The sequence below is a fragment of the Halomicrococcus pelagicus genome (assembly GCF_051917725.1).
Classification (GTDB): domain Archaea; phylum Halobacteriota; class Halobacteria; order Halobacteriales; family Haladaptataceae; genus Halomicrococcus.
Genome location: NZ_JBQBLX010000004.1, coordinates 400096 through 423438, shown reverse-complemented (window position 1 = coordinate 423438; position 23343 = coordinate 400096). Strand labels below are relative to the sequence as shown.

At 67.6% G+C, this 23343-nt stretch carries 28 protein-coding genes; 19 read left to right on the top strand and 9 right to left on the bottom strand.

What is annotated here, in order from left to right:
• The first annotated feature begins 31 nt into the window (after positions 1 to 31).
• Positions 32 to 658, top strand: a complete 627-nt coding sequence (locus ACTF4R_RS13750; protein ID WP_440008453.1) for a hypothetical protein — start codon at positions 32 to 34, stop codon at positions 656 to 658.
• Here the strand turns inward: ACTF4R_RS13750 and ACTF4R_RS13745 are convergent.
• The 3 genes from ACTF4R_RS13745 to ACTF4R_RS13735 all read right to left on the bottom strand — a co-directional run bounded on the left by ACTF4R_RS13745 (position 644) and on the right by ACTF4R_RS13735 (position 2528).
• Positions 644 to 1372 carry a class I SAM-dependent methyltransferase gene (locus ACTF4R_RS13745; protein ID WP_440008452.1) on the bottom strand — a complete coding sequence of 243 codons (729 nt, stop codon included), beginning with the start codon at positions 1370 to 1372 and terminating at the stop codon, positions 644 to 646. The two genes, ACTF4R_RS13750 and ACTF4R_RS13745, sit on opposite strands and share 15 nt — an antisense overlap.
• A gap of 67 nt (positions 1373 to 1439) precedes the next feature.
• Complete coding sequence (locus ACTF4R_RS13740; RefSeq protein ID WP_440008451.1) at positions 1440 to 1874, bottom strand: dCTP deaminase/dUTPase family protein; 435 nt, start codon at positions 1872 to 1874, stop codon at positions 1440 to 1442.
• Positions 1875 to 1928: 54 nt separating this feature from the next.
• Complete coding sequence (locus ACTF4R_RS13735) at positions 1929 to 2528, bottom strand: HD domain-containing protein (RefSeq protein WP_440008450.1); 600 nt, start codon at positions 2526 to 2528, stop codon at positions 1929 to 1931.
• Between the two features lie 240 nt (positions 2529 to 2768).
• On the opposite strand from ACTF4R_RS13735, the gene ACTF4R_RS13730 reads away from it, so the two are divergent.
• Positions 2769 to 3107 carry a DsrE family protein gene (locus ACTF4R_RS13730; RefSeq protein WP_440008449.1) on the top strand — a complete coding sequence of 113 codons (339 nt, stop codon included), beginning with the start codon at positions 2769 to 2771 and terminating at the stop codon, positions 3105 to 3107.
• 89 nt (positions 3108 to 3196) lie between these two features.
• Here the strand turns inward: ACTF4R_RS13730 and ACTF4R_RS13725 are convergent, their stop codons facing one another.
• On the bottom strand, positions 3197 to 3919 hold the full coding sequence (locus ACTF4R_RS13725) for an EthD domain-containing protein (RefSeq protein ID WP_440008448.1): 723 nt from the start codon (positions 3917 to 3919) through the stop codon (positions 3197 to 3199).
• A gap of 199 nt (positions 3920 to 4118) precedes the next feature.
• Here ACTF4R_RS13725 and ACTF4R_RS13720 point away from each other — a divergent pair, with 199 nt between their 5' ends.
• The 3 genes from ACTF4R_RS13720 (at position 4119) to ACTF4R_RS13710 (ending at position 6921) form a co-directional block, all read left to right on the top strand.
• A complete protein-coding gene (locus tag ACTF4R_RS13720) occupies positions 4119 to 4352 on the top strand; it encodes a YMGG-like glycine zipper-containing protein (RefSeq protein WP_440008447.1) in 234 nt (77 codons plus the stop codon).
• Positions 4353 to 4527: 175 nt separating this feature from the next.
• Positions 4528 to 5802, top strand: a complete 1275-nt coding sequence (locus ACTF4R_RS13715) for a M24 family metallopeptidase (protein WP_440008446.1) — start codon at positions 4528 to 4530, stop codon at positions 5800 to 5802.
• 114 nt (positions 5803 to 5916) lie between these two features.
• A complete protein-coding gene (locus tag ACTF4R_RS13710) occupies positions 5917 to 6921 on the top strand; it encodes an LLM class flavin-dependent oxidoreductase (protein ID WP_440008445.1) in 1005 nt (334 codons plus the stop codon).
• A 59-nt stretch (positions 6922 to 6980) separates the two neighbouring features.
• Here ACTF4R_RS13710 and ACTF4R_RS13705 read toward each other — a convergent pair whose 3' ends face one another.
• The 3 genes from ACTF4R_RS13705 to ACTF4R_RS13695 all read right to left on the bottom strand — a co-directional run bounded on the left by ACTF4R_RS13705 (position 6981) and on the right by ACTF4R_RS13695 (position 9200).
• Positions 6981 to 8240: a DUF2238 domain-containing protein gene (locus tag ACTF4R_RS13705; RefSeq protein WP_440008444.1), complete on the bottom strand. Its 1260-nt coding sequence runs from the start codon at positions 8238 to 8240 to the stop codon at positions 6981 to 6983.
• A 95-nt stretch (positions 8241 to 8335) separates the two neighbouring features.
• Positions 8336 to 8938 (bottom strand): DsrE/DsrF/DrsH-like family protein, encoded by a 603-nt coding sequence (locus ACTF4R_RS13700; protein ID WP_440008443.1) that lies wholly within the window; start codon positions 8936 to 8938, stop codon positions 8336 to 8338.
• A 4-nt stretch (positions 8939 to 8942) separates the two neighbouring features.
• Complete coding sequence (locus ACTF4R_RS13695; protein WP_440008442.1) at positions 8943 to 9200, bottom strand: sulfurtransferase TusA family protein; 258 nt, start codon at positions 9198 to 9200, stop codon at positions 8943 to 8945.
• Between the two features lie 287 nt (positions 9201 to 9487).
• On the opposite strand from ACTF4R_RS13695, the gene ACTF4R_RS13690 reads away from it, so the two are divergent.
• The 6 genes from ACTF4R_RS13690 to ACTF4R_RS13665 all read left to right on the top strand — a co-directional run bounded on the left by ACTF4R_RS13690 (position 9488) and on the right by ACTF4R_RS13665 (position 13806).
• The gene (locus ACTF4R_RS13690) at positions 9488 to 10678 is read left to right on the top strand and encodes an MBL fold metallo-hydrolase (protein ID WP_440008441.1); all 1191 of its coding nucleotides are present in this window, start codon (positions 9488 to 9490) and stop codon (positions 10676 to 10678) included.
• Positions 10679 to 10697: 19 nt separating this feature from the next.
• A complete protein-coding gene (locus ACTF4R_RS13685) occupies positions 10698 to 11192 on the top strand; it encodes a YeeE/YedE family protein (protein WP_440008440.1) in 495 nt (164 codons plus the stop codon).
• A gap of 47 nt (positions 11193 to 11239) precedes the next feature.
• A complete protein-coding gene (locus ACTF4R_RS13680) occupies positions 11240 to 11674 on the top strand; it encodes a DUF6691 family protein (RefSeq protein ID WP_440008496.1) in 435 nt (144 codons plus the stop codon).
• Between the two features lie 459 nt (positions 11675 to 12133).
• Complete coding sequence (locus ACTF4R_RS13675; RefSeq protein WP_440008439.1) at positions 12134 to 12283, top strand: DUF7512 family protein; 150 nt, start codon at positions 12134 to 12136, stop codon at positions 12281 to 12283.
• Between the two features lie 2 nt (positions 12284 to 12285).
• Positions 12286 to 13317 (top strand): sulfite exporter TauE/SafE family protein, encoded by a 1032-nt coding sequence (locus ACTF4R_RS13670; protein WP_440008438.1) that lies wholly within the window; start codon positions 12286 to 12288, stop codon positions 13315 to 13317.
• Positions 13318 to 13404: 87 nt separating this feature from the next.
• Positions 13405 to 13806, top strand: a complete 402-nt coding sequence (locus tag ACTF4R_RS13665) for a helix-turn-helix domain-containing protein (RefSeq protein ID WP_433629828.1) — start codon at positions 13405 to 13407, stop codon at positions 13804 to 13806.
• A gap of 136 nt (positions 13807 to 13942) precedes the next feature.
• Here the strand turns inward: ACTF4R_RS13665 and ACTF4R_RS13660 are convergent, their stop codons facing one another.
• A complete protein-coding gene (locus ACTF4R_RS13660) occupies positions 13943 to 14152 on the bottom strand; it encodes a hypothetical protein (RefSeq protein ID WP_440008437.1) in 210 nt (69 codons plus the stop codon).
• Between the two features lie 261 nt (positions 14153 to 14413).
• On the opposite strand from ACTF4R_RS13660, the gene ACTF4R_RS13655 reads away from it, so the two are divergent.
• On the top strand, positions 14414 to 14854 hold the full coding sequence (locus ACTF4R_RS13655) for a CopD family protein (RefSeq protein ID WP_440008436.1): 441 nt from the start codon (positions 14414 to 14416) through the stop codon (positions 14852 to 14854).
• 32 nt (positions 14855 to 14886) lie between these two features.
• On the opposite strand, the gene solA is transcribed toward ACTF4R_RS13655, so the two are convergent.
• Entirely contained in the window at positions 14887 to 16014 is a 1128-nt protein-coding gene (solA, locus tag ACTF4R_RS13650) for an N-methyl-L-tryptophan oxidase (protein ID WP_440008435.1), read from the bottom strand.
• Positions 16015 to 16368: 354 nt separating this feature from the next.
• Between solA and ACTF4R_RS13645 the strand changes: the two genes are divergently transcribed.
• From ACTF4R_RS13645 to ACTF4R_RS13615, 7 genes are all read left to right on the top strand, one after another.
• Positions 16369 to 17211, top strand: coding sequence for a copper chaperone (locus ACTF4R_RS13645; protein WP_440008434.1), 843 nt, complete (start codon positions 16369 to 16371; stop codon positions 17209 to 17211).
• Between the two features lie 88 nt (positions 17212 to 17299).
• Positions 17300 to 18337, top strand: a complete 1038-nt coding sequence (locus ACTF4R_RS13640; protein WP_440008433.1) for a YihY/virulence factor BrkB family protein — start codon at positions 17300 to 17302, stop codon at positions 18335 to 18337.
• A gap of 159 nt (positions 18338 to 18496) precedes the next feature.
• The gene (locus ACTF4R_RS13635; RefSeq protein ID WP_440008432.1) at positions 18497 to 19309 is read left to right on the top strand and encodes an aldo/keto reductase; all 813 of its coding nucleotides are present in this window, start codon (positions 18497 to 18499) and stop codon (positions 19307 to 19309) included.
• A 102-nt stretch (positions 19310 to 19411) separates the two neighbouring features.
• Complete coding sequence (locus tag ACTF4R_RS13630; RefSeq protein WP_440008431.1) at positions 19412 to 19861, top strand: pyridoxamine 5'-phosphate oxidase family protein; 450 nt, start codon at positions 19412 to 19414, stop codon at positions 19859 to 19861.
• A gap of 70 nt (positions 19862 to 19931) precedes the next feature.
• Positions 19932 to 20873, top strand: coding sequence for a hypothetical protein (locus ACTF4R_RS13625; protein ID WP_440008430.1), 942 nt, complete (start codon positions 19932 to 19934; stop codon positions 20871 to 20873).
• Positions 20874 to 21111: 238 nt separating this feature from the next.
• Complete coding sequence (locus tag ACTF4R_RS13620) at positions 21112 to 21882, top strand: SDR family NAD(P)-dependent oxidoreductase (protein WP_440008429.1); 771 nt, start codon at positions 21112 to 21114, stop codon at positions 21880 to 21882.
• Between the two features lie 110 nt (positions 21883 to 21992).
• A complete protein-coding gene (locus ACTF4R_RS13615) occupies positions 21993 to 23339 on the top strand; it encodes an ABC transporter substrate-binding protein (RefSeq protein WP_440008428.1) in 1347 nt (448 codons plus the stop codon).
• The last annotated feature ends 4 nt before the right edge of the window (positions 23340 to 23343 follow it).

Below are 23343 nucleotides of genomic sequence, written 5' to 3'. Positions count from 1 at the left end.
ACCTTTATCGCGACCGGTGCTTTCGTCGCCCGTGAGCAGCGACCAGCGAGCGGCCGACGCGCCGGGCGGCGGTCCGTCGGCAGACAGCGAGCGGGACCAGGCGTCGGTCGACGCCGACGCCGAACCGGACATCGACGACGTGTTCGACGAACTCGAACAACTGGAGGAACTCGTCGACGCCGACGAGGAACTGCGGCAGGTCCGGGAGACGATGCGGGTGCTCCGCCGGGCGCGCCCTCACGGCACCATCGGCCGACTCAGGGACACCTTCGACTCGCGCGACGTCGGTGAGGCGATGGTCGGGAGCTTCGTCTTCGGCGTCCCGATGGTCGTCGAGGACGGGACGCTGACCATCGGACGGTTCATCGGGCGACAGCCGCCGCTGCTCGCGCTGACGGTCGCGTTCGGCGTCACGCTCGTGCTCGGCATCCTCCACGCCGTGGAGTTCCGACGGTTTCCGGAGGACCTGATACTCGGCGTCGTCCCCGTTCGGCTGGTCAGCATCCTGCTCGTCTCCGGCGGGATGGCGCTCGGGCTGATGACCCTCTGGGGTCGCGTCGAGTGGACGACGCCCTGGATAGCGGCCGGGCAGGTGACGGTGACCGCCATCGTCATGGCGGTCGGCGCGTCGCTCGGCGACGTGTTACCGGGAACCTGACCCCGCGCTCGCCACGAAGACGGTCGCGTCGTACCCCTCCTGTTCGGTATCGCCGTACCAGCCGAACGTCTCGACCGACAGCCCCAGCACCTCCAGCGCGCCGACCACGACGGCCCGGTCGTAGTCCGTCAGGTCGTGGACGTCGGCGAAGACGTCGCCGTCGGGCGTGACCACGAGCGAGTCCCAGCGGACCCGCCGGTCGCCGAACGGACGTTTCTGGACGAGGCGGGCGTACGTTCCCTCCGGTCGGTCGTACGTGTACAGTTGCAGCGCCGTCGGCTCCGGCGGTCGCTCGCCCATCGTGTCGAAGACCAGGAGGCCATCGTCGGCCAGCGCGTCGGCGAGCGCCCGCAGGCTCGGCGCGAACGCCTCCGGCGGGAGGTGGTCGACGACGGTGAACGGGAGGAAGACGAGGTCGAACTCGTCGTCGACCGGCAGGTCCGGTAGCCGACCGACGCGGAACTCCGCGTCGGACTTCGTTCGCGCGCGCTCGACCATCGCCTCGTACCGGTCCACGCCCGTCACCTCGAACCCGCGCTCGCGGAGTCGCGTGCTATGCTCGCCGGTGCCACAGCCGACGACCAGCGCGCGGTCGCCGCCGTTCCCCTTGGCTTCGAACTGTTCGACGACGAACTCGACCTCCGCGTCGTACTCCTTGTCCGCGTACAGCGCGTCGTACACGTCCGGACGGTCGGCGTAGAGTGCTTCGCTCATGCTCCCTTCTTCGTGACAGTCCGCGATAAAGATGGACAGTCGAACAGGTCGGTCTGCCGTTCACCGTTCACTCGTCGCCTTCCGGCGGCAGCAGCGTCGAGACGCGCGCGTTCTCCTTCAGCTGGAGGCCGCCCGGAGGGACGGCGAGCGGGACGCGGTCCAGCGACGTCACCCGGAGGCTGGGGTGGAACGCGCCGCGGGCGAGCAGTTCGTCCCGCGTCTGGACCTGCAGCGGGCGGTCCACCCGCAGGCTCTCGTTGTACTCGACGAGATACTGACCGCCGTCGAGACGCCACCACTGGTAGTCGTCGTCCTCGTTTCGCCACTGCTTCTCGTGGGGCGAGAGGGTCGCGTCTTCGAGTTCTCCGCCGCCGAAGTCGACGCGGCCGGCGTCGTCGACGACGTAGACCTCGTTCACCGTGAGATCCAGACCGCGCTCGGTCACCTGCGTCTCGTCGTGGAGCAGGCCGTCGACGAGGGTCGTCAGGTCGCTCGGTCGCATACCTGGTACGGCGGGAGCCACGGTGAAAAGCCTCTCCCCTCTCTGGGGTTCGTGTCAGTCGCTCGTCTGGCTGTACTGTTCGACCCACTCTTGGAGCGTGATGCCCATCGCGGACTGGGTGATGGCGTTCGAACTCGCGGAGTTGGCGCTCTTGACGAGTTCCGCCTCCAGGGTGCGTTTGGGTACCTCGCCGAGGAAGTGGGGGATGGCGCGCTGGACGGCGAGCGGACAGCCGACCTCGTGGGCGAGCGCGTACCCCGACAGCGAGTGGGGCACCTCCTCGGTGGCGTACGTCGGGTCCGGGTCGAGCAGCGTCTCGTCGTCGACGTGGTCGACGTACTCGTAGCACTTTCCGACGTCGTGGAGCAGGCAGGCGGCGACGACCACGTCCTCGTCCGGGTCGGCACCGTGGAACTCGCGCTGCTCCTCGGCGCTGCGCTGGGCGATGCGGGTGACCCCGCGGACGTGCTCGACGTTCGTCACCTCGTGGATGTTCCAGGCGTAGGGAACGTCCCGGATGTCCCGCCAGCCGCCGCGTTCGAGGCCGAGCACCCACGCCTCGACCACCTTCTCGCGGAGGCCGTCGTCCTCGATGTCGTCAAGTTCCGGAAACGCCTCTCGAACCTGCGTCTCGTAGTCCGGGTCGCCGTTCATGTTCGTCCGGTCGGCGCGCTGGTACGTAATGGTTCGTGACTTTCCGCTCGCGCGGGCCGGTTCCGCTCCCGGCGTTGGCACCGGACGGCGTCGAAGGGACGTCCGCGACGCTCCGACGGGCGGGTTCGTCGACTCCATCGCTCGGTCCCCCGACCTCCGGTGCCGTCCCCGCCGACGTCGACCGGCCCCTCGCTGTCGCGGCCAGCACTCACTTGCGCGACCGGGCCCACCTTCCCACGTATGAAAACCGTATTCCACCTCATCGCGGGCGACGAGGACCAGCAGAAGACCGGCCTGACCATCGCGGAGAACCTCTCGAAGGACGAGACGGTGGACATGAACGACATCGCGGTCGTCGCGCAGGCGAACGGTATCGAGCCGCTGACGAAGGGCGGCACGCACAGCGACGTCGTCGAGTCGCTGCTGGACGCGGGCATCTCGTTCAAGGCGTGTAGCAACACGCTCGACCTCAAGGACCTGGAGGAGTCCGACCTCGTCGACGGCGTCGAGACCGTATCCTCGGGCGCGGCCGAACTGACGCGGCTCCAGGACGACGGTTACGCCTACGTCCGTCCGTAACGGGACTCCCGACTCTCCTTTTCGGGCGGCGGTGCCGGACCGACGGTCGCCGTCGCCCGGGCCGCGAGGACGCCTGCGACGAGCGGCGGCTACTCGCCGGTCTCGTCTTTCACCAGGCGCTCTCGGCCGATGAACCGCGGTCGCTCGTCGACGGCGAGGAAGTTGTCCACGTCCTCGCGGGCCTCCTTCGCCTTCCCCTTGTCGGGGTCGTAGTCCCGCGAGCCCTCGCTACCCAGCGCGTCGTACAGTTTGTCGAGGTCCTCGAAGTACAGTTCGGCGACGCCGTCGAACTCGGCGTTCTCGGGGTCGGTGGGGAGGACGGTCGCGTACCGGACGACGCCGTCTATCTCGCGGGCGATGGGAGTGTGTTCGTTCTGCCAGTGGTCGACGAACTCCTCGTGGGTCATGTCCTCCTGTCGAACGAGGAACGCGGAGTGCTTGTAGAGGCCGTCGGTGTCGCCGTCGACCTCGTCCTTCTGGACGATCTCCTCGCCGATGAACCGGGGGCGACGCTCCACGTCGAGGAAGTTGTCCACGTCCTCGCGGGCCTTCGCCGCAACCTCCTTTGTCGGGTCGTAGTCCCGCGACCCCGGCGACCCGAGCGCGTCGTGGAGGTCCGAGAGGTCCTCGAAGTAGAGCTCCGCCAGTCCGTCGAACTCGGCGTTCTCGGGGTCGGTGGGGAGGACGGTCTGATACCGGACGACGCCCTCGATGTCGCGGGCGATGGGAGTGTGTTCGTTCTGCCAGTGGTCGACGAACTCCTCGTGGCTCGTCCCTTCCTGCCGGACGAGCAGGGCGACGTGCTTGTACATGGTTGCAGTGTCAGCCGGAATGGTCATAAAACCACACGGAGACGGCTCCGCCGCCGGACGCCACCGCGAAATCCCCGTTCGGACGACGCGAACGTCGCGATTCGAAGGGACGAGCGCGACCGGAACGAGTCGATACGGGGAGACACGAGCGCGTGAATCCGCGAGTGGCTTTATCTGTACGGACGACCAAGATGTACGTATGCGTTTTCACCGCTTCAAACGCGCAGTGAACCGCGCTCGTCACGCCGCCATCGGTGGAGCAATCGGCGCCGCCGTCGGTGGCCTGTTCAGTCGAAACGCCGCGAGCACCGGCGGCGCCATCGGCGCCTTCGTCGGTGCCGTGGTCGGCGAGACGCGAACGACGGCCCAGTCAAAGCTCGAACAGATGAGAGAGCAGCCCACACTCGAACGGGTGAGAGAACGCACGGAGTAACCGCCGTTCGACGGTTCCGGACGCCGGGCGTTCGAGGGGCTCTCCGAGGGTCCCGTAGCCGACGTACTGGCAGTCGCCGACGTTCAGGTGTGTCCGAACGCTCGCCAGATGAGACGACCGCCGCCGTCGAGAAGTATCACCTACTTTCATTACTCGCCTCGGAGTAGCGCCGGACATGGGATTCTACCAGCGTGACTTCATGGAGGGTACGCGCGGGACCATGGCCGTCGACTGGGAGGAACGGATAAACTTCCAGCGCCTGCGCGAACGACGCAAGGAGCGCGCCCTGGAGAAGATGCGCGAACAGGGTCTGGGAAGCATGCTCCTCATCAACGACCCGAACGTCCGCTACGTGACGGGGCTGGCCATGACCGGCGGGTCCGGCGCGGACCACTACACGCTGCTCACGGAGGACGGCGACGTCGTCCACTGGGACACCGCCGACCACGCGAGCAACCAGCGGTTCAACTGTCCGTGGCTGGACGACGTCCGGTACGCCGCGCCGGGCCTCGGTAACGTTCCCCGCGCGTCCGGGCGAGACTCGGCCAGGGACTGGCTGAAGGGCAAGATGGTCGACCTCGTCGTGGCGGCGATGGAGGAGTACGGCGTGCACAAGGAGCCGATGGGTATCGACGTGGGCAACGCCCACCTCGTCTCGAAGTTCGAGGAGCGCGGCGTCGACGTCCGCCCGGGCGAGTGCGCGCAGGCGATGGAGGACGCCCGGAAGGTCAAGACCCGGGACGAGATAGAGTGTCTGCGGATGGTCGCCGCCATCTGCGAGGCCGGCTTCCAGGCCATCACCGAGAGCGCGAAACCCGGCAAGCGCGAGTCGGAGATCTGGGGCGACGCGACGAGGGAACTCTGGCGACTCGGCGCGATGGTCCAGGGCGGCTATCTCACCTCCGGCCCGAACACCTGGCCGAAACACCAGGCCAACACGACCGACCGCATCGTCCGTCCCGGCGACCTCGTCTACGCCGACTTCTACAACATCGGCTTCATGGGCTATCGCTCCTGTTACTACCGCACCTTCTCGGTCGGCGAGCCGACCCGGGCGCAGCGAGACGCCTACGAGACGGCCCGGGACAATCTCTACGACGTGCTCGAACGCATCGAACCCGGCGCGACCACGGACGAGATAGCGGAGGGTTTCCCGGACATGGAGGGCGAGCACGCCGACTGGTACGACGCCGACGAGCACTGGCAGATGACGACCAACCACTGGGCGCACGGCCTCGGCCTGCAACTGTACGAGGTGCCGCTGATATGGCGCGGTCTCTCGCCCGACCACCCCATCGAGATAGAGGAGGGGATGACGATGGCCGTCGAGACGATGGAACCCGCCGAGAACCAGGGGGTTCGCGTCGAGGAGATGGTCGTCGTCCGGGAGAACGGCGTCGAGATTCTGAGCCAGTGGCCCGTCGAGGAGATAACGCGAATCGACCACTGACCGCGAGGACAAGACGGGCTACTTCCGCACCGTCATGACCGGGACCGGCGACGACCGGTCGCCCGCACCCTCGTTTCATCAATCGTTAAGGTCCGCCCCTCCGACGGTTCGAGCATGCAACTCGGCACGGGACTGTTCACCTGCCAGCGCCGCCCGGACGACGACCGTTCGACGAGCGCCATCTACGACGAGATGCTGGAACTCGGCGAGGCCATCGACGACGCCGGCCTCGACAGCGCCTGGGTGTCCGAACACCACTTCGCGGAGGACGGCTACCTCCCCGCCACGATGCCGTCGCTGGGTGCGCTGGCGGCCCGTACCGACGACGTGGAAATCGGGACCTGCATCGCGCTCGCACCGCTGTACGACCCGGTGCGTCTCGCGGAGGACGCCGCGACTGTCGACCTGCTCGCGGACGGTCGGCTCACGCTGGGGCTGGCCATCGGTTCGAACCCCGCGGAGTTCGAGGCGTTCGGCGTCCCGCGCGACGAACGCGTCGAGCGCCTGCGGGACACGACGAACGTCCTGCGGGCCGCGTGGTCCGACGGTCCGCTCGACTACGACGCGGAGTTCCACGACGTGTCGCCGAACGTGACGGTGACGCCGAAGCCCGAGTCGGACGTGCCGGTGCTGTTCGGCGGGTCGGCGAAACCGGCGGTACGGCGCGCGGCGCGGGAGGCCGACGCGTGGTGTGCACCCTCCGCGCTCTCCGTCGAGGGCGTCCGCAAACGCGTCGAGGACATCCGCGACGTCCGCGAACGAGAGGGTCTCGACGACGACTTCGACGTGTACGTCCTCCAGCACGGGTTCGTCGGCGACTCCCGCGAGGACGCGTGGGAGACGATGAAGCCCGGCTACTTCTACATCCAGCGCCGCTACGCCGAGATCTTCTCTGGCGAGGCGGTCGAGGAACTCGACGACGACCGCAAGCGGGAGCTACGAGAGCAGGCCATCTTCGGGACGCCCGAACAGGTCGCCGACGAACTCGACGCGTACCGCGAGGCCCTGGGCGACGACGTTCACTTCGTCTTCCGCACGTACCACCCCGGCATCGGCACCGACGCGATGGTCGAGTGCATCGAGCGCCTCGGCGACGAGGTAGCGCCGCTGGTCCGCTGAGGCGTCTCGGCTCGCGTAGCAGTCCACCGTTTCCGCTGTCCGACGGCTTCTCCTACGGGTCACTCCGACTCTCGTTCGGCGGTCAGTCGCGCGGCGAGCGTCTGGGAGACGTCCGAGAGGTGGGCGGCACCCCAGAGGGCGACGACGACGCCGCCGACCGCGTCGAAGACGAGGTCGAGCATCGTGTTCGCGAGGCTGTACTGCGCCAGGACGCTCTCGGTGCCGGTCGCCGACGCGAGGCCGTCGAGTGCGAACTCCAGCAGCTCCCAGAGGACGCCGAACGCGAGCGTGAAGAGGAGGATGAACGCGGCCACGAACTTCTGCGGAAGGTAGACGTCCTCGTAGTGGACGTCGAACGCCCGAACCGTCGTGTAGCCCGCCGCGGCGACCAGCGACGCCGACATGGCGTGGGTGAGCTGGTCCCACAGGCCGATGGACTGGTACAACCCTACCGTCCCGATGGCGTGGAGAAAGACGGGGACGACGATCCACAGCAGCAGTCCGGTGTCGATGGGGAGCCGGTAGTTTCGTTCGAGCACCCCCGGCAGCTCCAGCAGGACGAGCGCGACGCCGGCGTTGACCACGATTCCCACGCTCGCACGCGCGACGCCGACGAACAGGACGGCGACCAGCGCGAGCTGGAACGCGCGGACGAGTTGCTGCTGGCGGCGGTCCGACAGCTGGAGGCGACGCCCGGACGCCCGGTCCGACGTCCGTGGCGGTGCGGCTCGCTCGCGCGACTCGCCGGTACGGAAGCCGAGACGCTGTGCGTCGACCCGTCGGAAGTAGGCGGCGAAGAGGGCGCCGGCGACGACTCCCGCTCCGGTCGCTGCGACCAGCGACCACATCACCTGGCGGAGTCCGGTGAGGTTCTGCGTGCCGAGCGTGAGGTCCGCGACCCACTGGACGACCGCCCACGCGCCGGCCGTCGCCATCGTCGTCGTGACCGCGAAGAGGACGGCGAACCCGGGCGACATCTCGACGGCGGTGAAGGCGTCGAACTCGACCACGATGGCGAGCGCCAGCGCGGGGACGACGAGGAACGTCGCGGCCGGCCGGGGGAGGAGTCCGAGCGGCTGGCCGGCGAACGGGAGGGCGACGAAGGCGAGGACCTCCCAGGGGAGCGTGGCGGTCCACCGCCGGTACGCGACGCTCGGCACGACGACGACCGCGATGGCCGCGACGCCGAACCCGGCCCAGAGGAGGTCACCGGCGCTGGCGCTCGCCAGGGTCGCGGCGGCGAGACAGGCGACCAGCAGCCACGCGGCGACCGCGTTCCGTCGCCGCGAGACGATACCCTGGCCGGTTCTCGAGGACATGCGAACGCCTACGCGGGGCTGCCGTAAAACGGAGGCGGCCCTGGCGTGCGGGCGCGAAAAGAGGCGATAACCGCGGAGAAATCGAGGGGGAGTCGTCAGACGAGCAGCTGGATGTCGGCGTCCGCCATGTGTTCGAGCGCGGTGGCCGCGCCGACGTCGGAGACGACGCCGTCGTAGAGGTCGGCGTCGTCGTAGTCCATCAGGTCCATCGTCATCTGGCAGGCCTGGAGTTCGACGCCGCTCTCCAGCGACAGGTCGACGAGCTCCTCGATGGTCGCCGTCCCGTTCTCGTCTATCTTGCGCTCCATCATCTTCGTCGCCATGGAGTCCATGAACGGGAGCGCGGCGACCGCGTTCGGCATCGGCATGCTCGGGTTGCCCACCGCGCTGAGTTTGAGCTCCTTCGACTTCTTCTCGTGGAGGATGTCGAGTCCCCAGAACGTGTGGAAGACGACGACGTCCCAGCCGAAGGCCGCGGCGGTGCTGGCGAGGATGAGCGGCGGGTACGCCATGTCGAGCGTCCCCTTGGTGGCGATGATGGTCATCTTCTTCTGCCCCTCGCCCACCTCGCTCCTGAGGTCCGACAGCTCCCCTTCGAGTTCGTCTATCCGCTCCCGGAGGGCCGACTCGTCGATGGCGTCGGCGTCGCTACCGGGAGCGTCCGTCGATTCGTTCGGGTCTGGCGTGTCCGTGCTCATGGGCTCACTCCGTCTTCCGGACGTAGTGGCGGTAGACGGTCTCGCCGCCCTCGTCGTTCTCCTCCTGGTCGAGGAGCTCGACGCCGTTGGTCGTGTTCGCCCAGCCCTTGATGTCGCTCATGCTGCCGGAGTCCGTCGCGACGACCTCCAGCACTCCGTCCTCGTCGAGCGAGTCGATGGACTGCTTGGTCTTGACGACGGGCATCGGGCAGCCGAGTCCTTTCACGTCGAGCGTCTCCGTGACGTTGAATTCCGTACTCATTGTTGGTAATCACCCGTGGTTCGTATTGGGCTTAGAGAACAATACCGCTCCTTCGGTTAAAAGTGTGTTGGTTCGTGGGTCGAACGCGAAATACCATTTCCGATGACGTAGCCGACCCGCTCAGCGGCCGTACCGAGAGAGGTCCGAGAGCGCGTCTGCGCGCGAGTTTCAACTAGTAGAAGACGCCGAGGGAGAAAGAGGGCGCCGATATCAGCCAAGGGTATTGTATGTATTGCAAAATACTATGCAAACCCTTATGTGTCTCCGTCCGGTAGATGGAAGTGTACATGAACGAACCCGAGTTTCCGACCCCGGACGTCGAGGTCGAGTCGATCACGCCCGAGCAGCTGAAGTCCCGCATCGACGCGGGCGAGGACGTGACGCTCTTCGACGTTCGAGCGGAAAACGAGCACGAGGAGTGGAAGATAGAGGGGGAGAACGTCGAGACGGTCAACGTTCCGTACTTCAACCTGCTCGGTGACGACCCCGACGACGAACTGTTCGCGGACCTCCCCGAGGACGAGGAGATAACGGTCCTCTGCGCCAAGGGCGGCTCCAGCGAGTACGTCGCCGGGCTCCTGGCCGAGCGCGACTACGACGTGAACCACCTCGCGGAGGGGATGAACGGCTGGGCGCGCATCTACGAGCGCGCGGAGATAGAGAGCGACGCCGACGCGACGGTCGTCCAGTACCAGCGCCCATCCAGCGGCTGCCTGAGCTACCTCGTCGTCGACGACGGTGAGGCCGCGGTCGTCGACCCGCTCAGGGAGTTCGCAGACGAGTACGTCGCCGACGCCGAGGAGTACGGCGCGGACCTCAAGTACGCCATCGACACGCACGTCCACGCCGACCACGTCAGCGGCGTCCGCGAACTCGGCCGGAAGACCGACGCCGAGGCGGTCGTCCCCGCCCCCGCGGAGGACCGCGGCGTCGACTACGACGCCGACTACCGCGCGGTCGCGGACGGCGAGGAACTGGCGGTCGGTGCCGCGACCGTCGAAGTTATCCACGCGCCGGGCCACACTACTGGTATGACCTCCTACCGCGTGGGGGACGTCCTCTTTACGGGCGACGGACTGTTCACCGAGAGCGTCGCTCGCCCCGACCTCGAAGAGGGCGACGAGGGCGCGCCCGACGCCGCCGGGACGCTGTACGACACGCTCCAGGACCGCGTCCTCTCGCTGCCGGACGACACCGTCGTCGCTCCGGCGCACTTCAGCGACGCCGCCGACCAGGCCGACGACGGCACCTACACGGCCACCGTCGGCGAACTCGAGGCGTCGATGGACGCGCTCTCGATGGACCGCGACGAGTTCGTCGAGTTCGTACTCTCGGACATGCCGCCGCGTCCCGCCAACTACGAGGACATCATCGCGACGAACCTCGGCCAGCGGGACGCCAGCGACGACGAGGCGTTCGAACTCGAACTCGGTCCGAACAACTGCGCCGCCAGTCAGGACGCCATGACGAGCGACTGATTGGCACTCGATTCCAACTATGACAGGTGTACTGCCAGTGCTGACGTTCGCAGAGTTGTTCCCCAACGGGATTTCCCACTACGCCATCGGTGGCCTCCTCATCGGCCTCGGTGTCGCAGTCATCTATCTCGGGTCGGGAATCATCGCCGGGGCGAGTACGTTCCTCGAATCGACGTTGTCGTACGTCTCCGACGTCCCCCGGTTCCAAAAGCCGAAGTACGTCGCCTCCCGGGACTGGCGCGTCGTCTTCACGCTCAGCATCGTGGCCGGCGCGGCGGTCTACCAGTTCGCCTTCCACGGTGAGCCGTGGGTGACCGACGTGCAGTGGTGGCGACTGCTCGGCGGGGGCGTCCTCGTCGGCGTCGGCACCCGCATCGGGAAGGGCTGTACGTCCGGTCACGGCGTCTGTGGCGTCGGGTCGGCGTCGTTCACCTCGATAAGCAACGTCGTCACGTTCATGGCGGTGGCCATCGGGACGGCGAACCTCGTGCAGGCACTGGGGGTGTCGCCGTGAGCCGTGAGTCGCGAAGCGACGAGGAGAACGGACGCGGTCTCGTGTTCATGCTCCTCATCGTGGCTGGTGGACTGCTGTTCGGGTTCGGTCTCGGTTACAGCCACATGGCCCGCCCGGAGGTCGTGCTGAACTTCCTACAGTTGCAGGACCTCGGCCTCCTGTTCGTGATGGGCGGCGCGGCGGTCGTCAGCGGTATCACGTTCGCGGTGGCGACCCGGTTCCTCGACAGCGCACCCCTCACCGGCGACGCGTACACTCGTCGCCTGAAGTCGTTCGACAGGAACGTCCTGGTGGGCGGCGCCATCTTCGGCGTCGGGTGGGGCGTCTCGGGCATCTGTCCCGGGTCGGCCTACGCCAGCGTCGGCATCGGGAACTACCCCATGCTGCTCGGCGTCGCCGGGATGTTCATCGGCGCGTACGCCCAGGGGCTCTGGCGCAAACGCCGCGCGGAAGCGAACGCGGCGACGTCGACCGCCGACTAATCTTCTTCTCGCGTTTACCGCTCTCGTTTTTACGGTCCTCTCCCGCGATTATATTGCACGATACAATCACGACCATTATTGACGGTCCGGTCCTATCGTCTCGTCCGCGACGGCAACGCATGGCTCGCCGTCCCGCCCCGCCGAGGTGACACCGGAAAGCGACTGCCGCATCGACGACCGAAGGAGCCGTTCGTCGCCCTGACGCCGGTCGAACGATATCGTACACTCGGGACAGCGTGCCCGTTCGCCGACTGCAGAGGAACGACGGTGGCACCGCGACCGTCGACTGACCGTCGGTCCACTTCCCGGTCGGAGTTTCCCTCGCGACCCGGTTCTCTCGCCATCGATATTGTGCGACAACCCCAAAACCGTTATTACCTACCGTCCATTATCCGGTAGTAGGCAGAATAGTATGAGACACACACAACCGAACTGCACCACGGACGGTGGACGGTAAGTATGCTCGGAATCGAATCCCTCAGCGGAAACGCACTGGCCGTGGCGACGGTCGGCGTCGTCCTCGCCGAGGCGATGGTACTGTACGTGGGGTACGGCGCGCTCTCGCGCGCGGTCGGGCCGCAGTTGCTCGACGCGGTGAGTGGTGAGTGACGATGGAACTGTTCGGAATCGCGCTGGCGACGCTGGCACTGTTCGCGGGGTTCGGCCTTCTCATCGGGGTCCTCTTCGGATTCTTCGGGATGGGCGGGTCGTTCCTCGTCACGCCGGCCCTGCTCGTGATGGGATACGCGCCGAAGGTCGCCGTCGGGAGCGGACTGGCGTTCGTGTTCGGCACGTCCGTCATCGCGACGCTCAAGCACCGCGACCTCGGACAGGTCGACTACAAGCTCGGGGTGCTGATGATCGCCGGGACGACGGCCGGCATCGAGGTCGGCAAGGAGCTCGTGATGCTGCTCGAAGAGCTCGGCCTCGCCGGGAGCATCATCAGCGTGACCTACGTGGTCCTGCTCGGCGGTATCGGCCTGTTCGTCACGTACGAGGCCCTGACGGGAGACGGCGGCGGTATCGACCACGACGCCGACGCTGACGCCGAGGTCGACGCCGACGACATCCCCGACATCGCCAAGAAGATACAGCAGTACCGGATTCCGCCGATGATGTCGCTCCGCGGCGGCGTTCAGGTGTCGCTGTGGATGATACTGAGCGTGGCGTTCGCCACCGGCCTGCTCTCGGGGCTGCTCGGCGTGGGCGGCGGGTTCATCCGCATGCCCGCGCTGTTCTACCTCATCGGCGTTCCCGTTCCCATCGCGGTCGGCACCGACCTGTTCGAGATCGTGTTCTCGGGCGGCATCGGGTCGTTCCTCTACGCCCAGTCGGGCGGCGTCGAACTCTCGATCGTCGCGCCGCTTTTGGCCGGGAGCGCGCTCGGTGCGCGCGTCGGGTCGGCCGCCACGAGCATCGTCGACGAGGACGAGATCAAGCAGTACTTCGGATACATGCTGTTGGGCGGTGCGATCGCCGTGGCGTTCCGCCAGATCGGAAACGCCTACGGCATTCCGGTCCTCACCGACGTCAGCCTCGCGCTGATACTCGGCTCCGCGCTGATGGTCAGCGGGGCCGTGGTCTACAGCAGCGTGAAGAACATCCGCGACGGTCGCGCGGCGGACGCGATGAGCGCGGACTGAATCCGTCCGCTCGCGGCCTTAGCGGATGGTTTTGTGGATACCATGCAAAATCCTTTTATCCTTCTGGTTCCTATTCACCCACAAGAGATGGCTAGCTCGATGGCAGAGTACCTCCAGCAGGACATGGAGTGTGAGGGACTGCTGGAGTGTATTCACGGACTGAAGGAACTGGACCGCACGTGTTACCAGGTGGTCGTCGAGAGCGGGGAACCGCTCACCATCGACGAGATCGCCGACCGCATCGACCGCGAGCGCTCGACGGCCTACCGGGCGATTCAGCGACTGCTCCAGTCAGGATTCATCCAGAAAGAACAGGTCAACTACGACCAGGGCGGTTACTACCACGTCTACCGGCCGACCGACCCCGACCAGGTCACCGACGACATGCAGCGGATGCTGAACGAGTGGTACGCGAAGATGGGTCAGTTGATCCAGGAGTTCGAGGACAAGTACGACGCCGAGACCGAAGCCGAACAGGCAGTCAGCTGATTCGGCCGCGGTCGTAGCGCAGTCGGTATCGAACTGTACGGACGGTGTTTCTCCTCGTCGCTCGACGGTCGGTGAGACTACGTCGACGTCTCGTCCGGGGGCGCGACGTGCGAGGTCGGCCGTCGTACCCGCCGCGCTAGTCCGGACCGGTCGACTCGGGCACGTGCTCCGACCGGTAGGCGTATCCCGAGACGATTCCGAGGGCGGCGTACACGAAGACGCCGCCGACGCCGTAGTTCGTCAGCAGCGCGCCGTACATCGCGTAGTACAACAGGTTGGCGACCACCCCGCCGAGACCGATGATAGCGATAGACAGCCACGCCCAGCGACGGTTGCTCGCGGTCATAGTGTTGCGTAGCTCCGCTCCGATAACGTGCGCGACGACGTCCCTTCAAGCTAGCGGTCTGTGTCCCGCATCGGGCTTTTCGACCCTTCTTTCGTCAGATTTCCCGTAAATGCAGACTGACTTCTCCCGGCCGCGGGTCGACGGTGGTTCCGCGCTGGACTCGACCGCTACGACCGAGTTCACGGGCCCGTTCGCCCGGGCGAGAACGCTGGAGACGGCGTCTTCAGAAGCTATTTGAGCCGTCCGGCGAAAGCTCCGCCGATGACAGTTCTCGACGCGACGATGGAACTGCTGCACACGCTGTTCGCCGGAGTCTGGGCCGGTTGGGCGCTGTTCGTGGCGGCGCTCGTCGTCCCGGCGGCTCGCGATGGGCGTCTCGGAGCGGAGGCGCTCGACTGGCTCACCGGCCGGTACGCGCAGTTCTCCACGCTCGCAGCGGTCGTCCTGTTCGCCACGGGGGGTCACCTCGCCGGCACGCGCTACGAGGTCGAGTCGCTGACGGGCACCGGCCGCGGTCACCTCGTGCTGGCGATGGTGGCGCTGTGGTTCGCGCTCGCGGGGCTGAGCCACGTCGGTCGGAGTCGGCTCTCCGACGCCCTCGACCGCGAGAACGCCAGCGACGCCGCCGCCGGCGTCGCCCCCATCTTCTACGCCGCCGGAGTGGTCGCGGTCGGCCTCCTGCTCGTCGCGGGCCTGCTCTGACGTCCGTCGTTCCGTTTCGCCTCCTCCACGCCTCAGAACCGGTCGGCGCGGAACAGGTCGATGGCGTGCTCGCTCGTTCCGTCGACCGAGAGGTCGGCGAGCACCTCGCCGACCGCGCTCGACATCTTGAAGCCGTGCCCCGAGAACCCCGCGCCGACGACGACCTGCGGGTGGTCGGGGTGGCGGTCCACGACGAAGTGCTCGTCGGGCGTGTTCGTGAACATGCACGTCTCCAGGCGCATCGTCGGCCCCGCAGCATCGGGGAAGTAGCGCTCCGTGAACTCGCGGAGGACGCGTTCGTCACCCGCCGTGGGCTCCCGCGCTATCTCGTCCGGGTCGACCGTCTCGCGGAAGTGGTTGTAGCGGCCGACCTTGAAGCCGGGGACGGCGTACCGCGGGAACCCGTAGAAGTCACCCTCATCGCACGACAGGATGAACACCGGAAACTCGTCGGGTGCGAACCGGTCGGGGGTTTCGGGCTGGAACCAGCCGAGCACCTGCCGTTCGGGCGTCAGGACGTCGTCGAGGCCCGGGAGGAGCTTGCCCGTCCACGCGCCCGCCGTCACGACCAGCGAGTCGGCACCGTAGCTCCCCCGGTCCGTCTCGACGCGCACGCCGCCGTCGGCCGTCGGTCGCCAGTCGCGCACCCGTTCGCGGGCGCGAATCGTCGCGCCGTGCCGGTGGGCCGCCTCGACGTGGGCGACGACGCACTGCTCGACGTGGAGGAATCCGCCAGCGGGTTCGACGACCGCCTCGAACCCGTCGGGGAGGTCGTAGCCCGGATAGCGCTCGCCGAGTTCGCCCGCCGACAGCGTCTCGTACTCGATGCCGTGTTCCTCGCAGGACTCGCGGGCGTTCTCGACCTTCTCGCTCCCTCGGGGACCGGCGACGACGCACCCGGTCGTGTGCAGGAGCTCCGACGGGTGGTCCTCGTCCAGTTCGCGCCACAGTTCGTAGGCACGTTCGAGGAGCGGAACGTAGTCGGGATGCTCGTAGTACGCCTTCCGGATGATGCGGGTCAGGCCGTGCGACGACCCCATCCCGTGGGGGACGTCGTACCGTTCGAGGCCGAGCACCCGCTGTCCCCGGCGTGCGAGGTGGTAGGCGGCCGCGCTTCCCATCCCGCCGACGCCGACGACGATAGCGTCGTAGTCGGTCATCCCTCTCAGTCGTCGTGGCCACTCACTTAAATTCGAGCGTCGGCCTCGTTCGAGCGACGACGGCCGGCGACCGGCGTTCCGCGACCGGTACCGTCCACCCGGGAGGACAGTCCGGATTCGTTGCCGGTGTCCGATGCCTAAATCCTTCGAACTCGTCGATTGAACCATGTTCGGAACGAGCGCACGACGGCCGCGTCGTGCGACGGAACCGTCGAACAGTTCCCCACCGTCCGCGACCGACGCTCTCTCCCTCTCGAACCGATTCCGCGCCGGTCGCGACGCCGCGTTCGCCCGCACCGGAACGGGACGGCCCGGCGCTTTCGTCGCGATGCCGTCTCGACGGGGTGGCGTCCGATGAGCGCGGACTCGGGGGCGGTTCCCCGACTCGACCTCTTCGACGTCGACCTCGACCGGACGACCGTCGTCGTCGCTGCGATGCTCGCTCTCGACGCCGTCCTCTGGACCGTGCTGTACCGGGGAGCGGTCCCGATGCCCGGCGCGTCGTGGCTGATGGAACGGGGCGTCCCGATGGCGGCTCCCGGTGCGATGGAACTCGGCGTCTTCCACCTCGGCACGCTCGGCGCGGTCCTGGGCTACGTGGCGATGTGGGGCGTGATGATGTGGGCGATGATGCTCCCGGCGATGACCCGCTTCACGCGCGAGTACGTCGCCGCCCACGAGGGTTCGGCGGTCGACGCGACCGTCGCGGTGGCGGCGTTCCTCGCGAGCTACCTCCTCGTCTGGGCGGCCTCCGCGGTCGTCCCGCTCGCGTACCATGCCGTCCTCCCCGGTGGCATCTACGGGTTCACCCGGACCCACGCGACGCTCGTCGTCGGCAGCGCGCTGGTGCTCACCGGGCTGTATCAGCTGTCGGCGTTCAAGCAGTCGCACCTGCGAACGTGCTGTGCGTCGGTCGCGCCACACGAGGACGACGCCGTCGGGGCGTCCGAGGCGGGCGTCGTCCATGGGCTGCGTTGCGCGACCATCTGCTTCGGTCCGTTCTTCCTGCTGATGCCGTTCTTCGGCGAGATGAACTTCTTCTGGATGGTCGCGCTGACCACCGTCGTCACCGTCGAACGGCTCCCGGCCTGGGGACGGGAGCTGTCGGTCGCCTCGGGCGTCGTGGCGCTGGTGGCCGGGCTGGCGGTCCTCCTCGTCCGTCCGGACCTCCCGCTCGCGTTCGCGACGTCGACGTGAACGGCGGGCCGTTTCGCGGTCCGACCACCGGACGGCGTCGTGACAGAGGCCACTCGGCTTTTGCACGGCGAGGCTGTAACGACGGACGATGGTGAGTACTTCCGGGTTCGCTTCGACAGCGAAGGCGATCAAGGCCGAGTTCAGCGAGAAGAACGTGACCTTCCTCGCGGGGAGCATCGCGTACAACGCGTTCGTGTCGCTGGTACCGCTGCTCCTGTTCCTCGTTCTCGCACTCGCGCTCTTCGGGGCGAACTGGCAGAACGAGGTGCTCGGCCTGATAACGCGGAACGTCTCTCCCGTGGTCGGGAACTACCTCGAACAGATATTCCAGAGTCGGGCGAGCGGCGCTGCCGGGTCGTCGCTCGTCGGCGTCGTCGTGCTCGTCTGGGGGGCGCTGAAGCTCTTCCGGGGACTTGACACCGCCTTCTCGGAGATCTACGAGGCGAACGCGGAGAACACTATCGTCGACCAGATCAAAGACGGCCTCGTCGTTCTGGTGTCGCTCGTGGTCGCTATCGCCGCGACTATCGTCGCGACGAGCGTGTTCGGCGTCCTCCAGGACGTGATTCCGTTCATCGGGTTGCTGTTACCGCTCGTGCTCGCCGCGGGCCTCGTCGCCGCGTTCTTCCCGATGTACTACCTGTTCCCGGACGTCGACGTCTCGGCGCGAGAGGTGCTGCCCGGCGTCGTCTTCGCCGCGCTCGGCTGGGCGGTCCTCCAGGGACTCTTCCAGGTCTACGTCTCCGTCTCGACCGGCGGCGGCGAAACCAGCGTCGTCACTGGCATCATCCTCCTCCTCACCTGGCTGTACTTCAGCGGCGTCGTCCTCCTGCTCGGTGCCGTCATCAACGCCGTCACGGGCGGCCACGCGGAAGAGGACGGCGCGAGCGAGACCGAACCGGCGAGCGCTCCCGACCGCGAGGAGCGACTGGACCGGAACCAGGCGGCCGACTACCTCGGTCGACTGCGGGAGGAGTTCGGCCACTACGACGGGATGGAACCGTCGACCGACGGAATGGCCGGCGACGCGAGACCCTCCGGTCCGGTCCAGCTCGTCGAGCGAGTCGAGAACGGGGACGACGGCCGCAACTGGGAGGTCACCCTCCGGTGGCAGTCCGAGGACTGACGCCGTCTCCCGGAGCTCCCGACCCGACCGTCCGCCGACGTCTCCACTCGTAGACCGTCGCGTCGGCCGGTACTCGCGGGCAGCTCGGCACCGGCGGTCCGGACCCGCGCTCGAGCACCTCCGCGAGGATTCAAGCGCCTGCGTGGCGTCCGCTACCGCATGGAGTCAGTCACCGTCCACGACGTTACCGTTCCCAAAATCGGCCTGGGAACCGCGAGGATGACGGGACCGAAGTGCCGCGACGTCGTCGAGCGGGCGCTGGAGATGGGGTACCGACACGTCGACACCGCGCAGATGTACGACAACGAGGACGCCGTCGGGGCGGGCATCGCCGCCGCGAGCGTCGACCGGGACGACGTCTTCGTGACCACGAAGGTCGACCGGGGGAACGTGGCGTACGACGACGTCCTGTCGTCGGTCGACGCGAGCCTCGACCGCCTCGACACCGAGTACGTCGACCTCCTGTTGATTCACGCGCCGAGCGAGCGGGTCCCCATCGCGGAAACCGTCGAAGCGATGAACGACCTCCAGGACCGCGGCGTCGTGCGCCATATCGGCGTCAGCAACTTCTCGGTCGACCAGGTCCGGACGGCGATGGCGGCCTCGGAGACGCCCGTCGTCACGAACCAGGTGAAGTATCATCCGTTCTACCACCAGAACGACCTGCTGGAGTTCTGCATCGACGAGGACGTGATTCTGACCGCGTACTCGCCCCTGGCGCGTGGCCGCGTCGCGGACGACGACCTCCTCGCTGAACTCGGCGACCGGTACGGCAAGACCGGCGCGCAGGTCGCGTTGCGCTGGCTGGTTCAACAGCCGAACGTCGTCGCGATTCCAAAGGCAGCCGACGGCGACCACCTCCGGGAGAACCTCGCTATCTTCGACTTCGCGCTCGACGACGACGAGATGCGCCGCGTGTTCGAGGCGGAGGGCGGACTCGTCGACCGCCTCCGCGACCGACTTCGCCTCTAGCTCCCGGCGTGGGTCGGGTCTCCGGGCCGTCCGCCCGATGCCGACCGGTCGGGGGAAGCGACTATCGGAGTGCGGACCGTAGCACGCCAGAGGGTATCACTCATGGCCACGTTCACGGGAGTCTGGTCGGCGGAGGAGGTCGAGGCGTTCCTCGAACGAACGACCGTACCGCTTCGCCTGGCCTGTACCACGCCGTCCGGACGGCTCTGGATGGTGTCGCTCTGGTTCCGGTACCGCGACGGCGACCTGCTCTGTGCGACGTCGAAGGGCGCGGAGGTCGTCCGGTATCTCGACGACGACCCCCACGTGGCGTTCGAGGTGTCCACGAACGACCCGCCGTACAGCGGCGTCCGCGGGAACGGGACGGTGACCATCGAACCTGACGCCGGCGAGGAGACGCTTCGAGCGCTCCTCGACCGGTACCTCGGCGGGACCGACTCGGGGCTCGCTCGCCGACTCCTCTCGTCCGACAGGGAGGAGGTGGCGCTCCGCATCGAGCCGGACCGGGTGTACAGCTGGGACTTCGCGGACCGCATGCGCGACGCGACGTGACCGTCGAGTCCACTCTACCACACCGTCGTCCACAGAAGACATTTACCGGGGTGGACGGTACTGCCGGGCTATGCCCCCCCGTAATCGACGGTCGTTTCTCGGTGTCGCCGGCGCCGCCCTCGTCGGCGTCGCGGGCTGTCTCGGCGACACGCCGGCCGGAACGACCGACGAACCGTCGACCGAACCGTCGACGACGACCGCGCGCACGACGACCGCGACCACGTCGAGTTCGCCCACTGCCGCTTCCGTCCGGGTTCTCGGGGACGTTCGCGTCGCCGTCGTGGACGCGACGGTTCGGAAGGCGGTCGCCTACGAGTCGATAATGGGTTCTGGCGGCGTGCTCGCTCGCGACGACCGGCAGTTCGTCGTCGCGGCGGTCCAGAGCCAGACCGGGTCGACCGTCGACGCCACCGGTGACCCTCCTTACGACGCCTTCGAACTCGTCGTCGACGGCGAGACGTATCCCGCCGTCGAGATAGAGGACCGGACGAGGGGTGCCTACACCACGTCGCTCGCCGAACAGGCCTCGATTCGATACGACGCTCCGTACGCGGACGGGCGGACGACGGGCTGGGTCGCCTTCGAACCGCCGTCGCCGCTCGACGCCACCGACGCGGCGGTCCGCTGTCGGTACGACGGCGAGACCGTCACGTGGCCGCTGGCCAGCGACCAGACCGCGACGCTCGGCCGGCAAGCCCCCGTCTTCGAGCCCCGGTCGTTCGAAGCGACGGTCCACGACGCGGGCGTCGACCTGTCTCTCGTCGCCGAGAACGTCTCCGAGACCGAGGGTCGGTTCCTCGCCGCGGTCTACTGGCCCACGGCCCGCATCGCCGACGACGACGAGTCGACCGTCGTCGAGGACTCCGTCGCCGCGGGCGGCCGTATCGAGTGGACCGGTTCGTTCGACGCGGAGTACGCCGCCGGCGAGGACGGAACGGTCACCGCGAGCGTCGACGGAGCTGTCTCCGCCGAGACGACCGTCGACGTCGGCGTGCGAACGACGACCGACTGACGTCACGCCTTCGATTTTCGACGCCGCCGCCGTCGCTCGACGTCGTGGTGGTTCGACGCTACCGTGATGGCTACGGCCCCGCTCCGTCGCGGCCGCCCGCGCTCCGCCGCCTGCCGAGGGTGCGGGCAAGATGCGGGTCCGTCCCTTCCACGGTAGTTCTTAAGTCTCTCACGCCAGAACGGTAACGCATGACGTACGAGAAGTTCGCCGACGATCTCGGTCGTCGCGCGGTGATAGCGTGACCGTCCTCGACGACTTCGACCTCTCGGGGAGCGTCGCGGTGGTCACCGGCGGTACGCGCGGCATCGGTCGTGCCATCTCCGAGGCGTTCGCGGCGGCGGGCGCGGACGTCGTCCCGACGGCCAGGACCGAGGCGGCGGTCGACGACGCCGTCGAAGCCGTCCGGGACCGCGGCGCGTCGTCGCTCGCCTGCCCGACCGACGTGACCGACGAAGCGTCGGTCGAGGCGCTGTTCGACCGCGTCGACGACGAACTCGGCGGCGCGGACGTCGTCGTGAACAACGCGGGTATCAACCCCGACGGAGCGCTCGGACCGCCGGAAGCGGTCGACCCCGAGGCGTTCGACGCCACGGTCGACGCGAACCTCGGCGGTGCGTTCCTGTGTGCCCGCACCGCGGCCCGGACGCTCGTCGAGGACGGCGGGACGGTCATCAATATCGCCAGCGTGGGCGGTATCGTGGGCCTCCCCCGCCAGCATCCCTACGTCGCCTCCAAGCACGGCCTCGTCGGCCTCACGAAGAGCATGGCGCTCGACTGGGCGCCCGACGTCCGGGTCAACGCCATCGCGCCGGGGTACGTGAGCACCGAACTCACCGAGGAACTGGAAGCCGACGAGGACCTCCGCCGGTCCGTTCTCGACCGGACGCCGCAGCCTCGGTTCGCCGACCCGGAGGAGATCGCCGGCCCCGCGGTCTTCCTCGCCAGCGACGCCGCCTCGTTCGTCACCGGCGAGTGCCTGACGGTCGACGGCGGGTGGACCGCGCGATAGGGCAGTGGTCGTTCGGGCCCCCACGTTTGTTTGCTAGTCGTTACCGCGACAACAGTCAACACTCTTTATATCTCTCGAAAGCGTACCGGTTCGGCGGGAGGGGGTAAACGATGGGAAACGACTTCTCCGGCGATGGAGATTCGAGAAACGACAGATATCAGAGAAACGACGGTGACTTCCGAACGCCTGCGGTCGGTCGACGCGACTTCCTGAAGGCCGCGGGAGCGGGGGCAGCGGCCACCTCGCTGGCGGGCCCCGCGGTCGGGCTCTCGACCGCCAAACAGCAGGGGCCGCTCCGGTTCGGGGCTATCTACATCCTGTCCGGGTTCGCGTCGGTGTACGGCGAGTCCGCCGAACTCGGCATCGAGATGGCCGTCGAGGAGATAAACTCCCAGGGCGGCATCGACGGCCGGGAGATCGGTCAGGTGCTGTTCCGGGACAGCGAGGCGTCCGCGAGCACGGCGATCCAGCACGCCCGGAGCCTGGTCCAGCAGGACAACGTCGACGGACTCATCGGACTGGACAGCAGCGGGGTCGCGCTCAAGGTCGCACCGGTTGTCCGGCAACTCCGGCGGCCGCTGATGATCACGCACGCCGCGACGCCGTTCGTCACGACCCAGAGCGGGCCGAACGCCCAGGGGAACAGGTACGTCTACCGCGACGGCGTGAACCTCTCGCAGAACCTCTACGGCGCTGCCAACGTCGCCCAGGACCTGGACGCCCAGTCGTGGACGACCATCGGCCCGGACTACGCGTTCGGCCACCAGACGTGGGACTACTTCAAGGCGTACACCCAGGGGATGGACCTCGGCCTGAACTACATGGAGGGCGCGACGGCCTTCCCGCAACTCGGGGCCAGCGACTTCACGCCGCAGATAAACAAGGTCGTCAACGCCGACCCCGACGCGGTCGTCACGAGCCTCTGGGGCGGCGACCTCGTCACGTTCCTCAAGCAGGCCCAGAACACGGCGTTTTTCGACACCGTGGACAACCTGCTGATGACCGTCGGGGCGGCGACCGACGTGCTCCAGCCGCTGGGCTCCGACATGCCCGACGGTCTCTGGGCCGGGACTCGCTACTGGTTCCGCGCGCCCCAGTCGGACGCGAACGACCAGTTCCGCCGGAAGTTCCGGAACAGGTACGACCAGTTCCCGTCGTACAACGCCCAGAACGCCTACACCGGTATGTACCTCTACAAGAAGGCCATCGAGCAGGCGGGGAGCGCCGAACCCGACGCCGTCGTCTCCCAGTGGCAGGGGATGCAGCACACCGGTCCGGTGGGCCAGTTCACCATCGACGAGCAGAGCCACCAGGCCATACTCCCGGCCGTCTGGGGGAAGACCCAGTACTCCCAGGACCTCGGGATAAGCCTGCTCGAACCGGTCCGGCGCATCGACGCTCCGGCCGACAGGCTCCGGTCGCTGCTCGACGGAAGCGACCTGCCCGCGGGGGTGTAAGCGC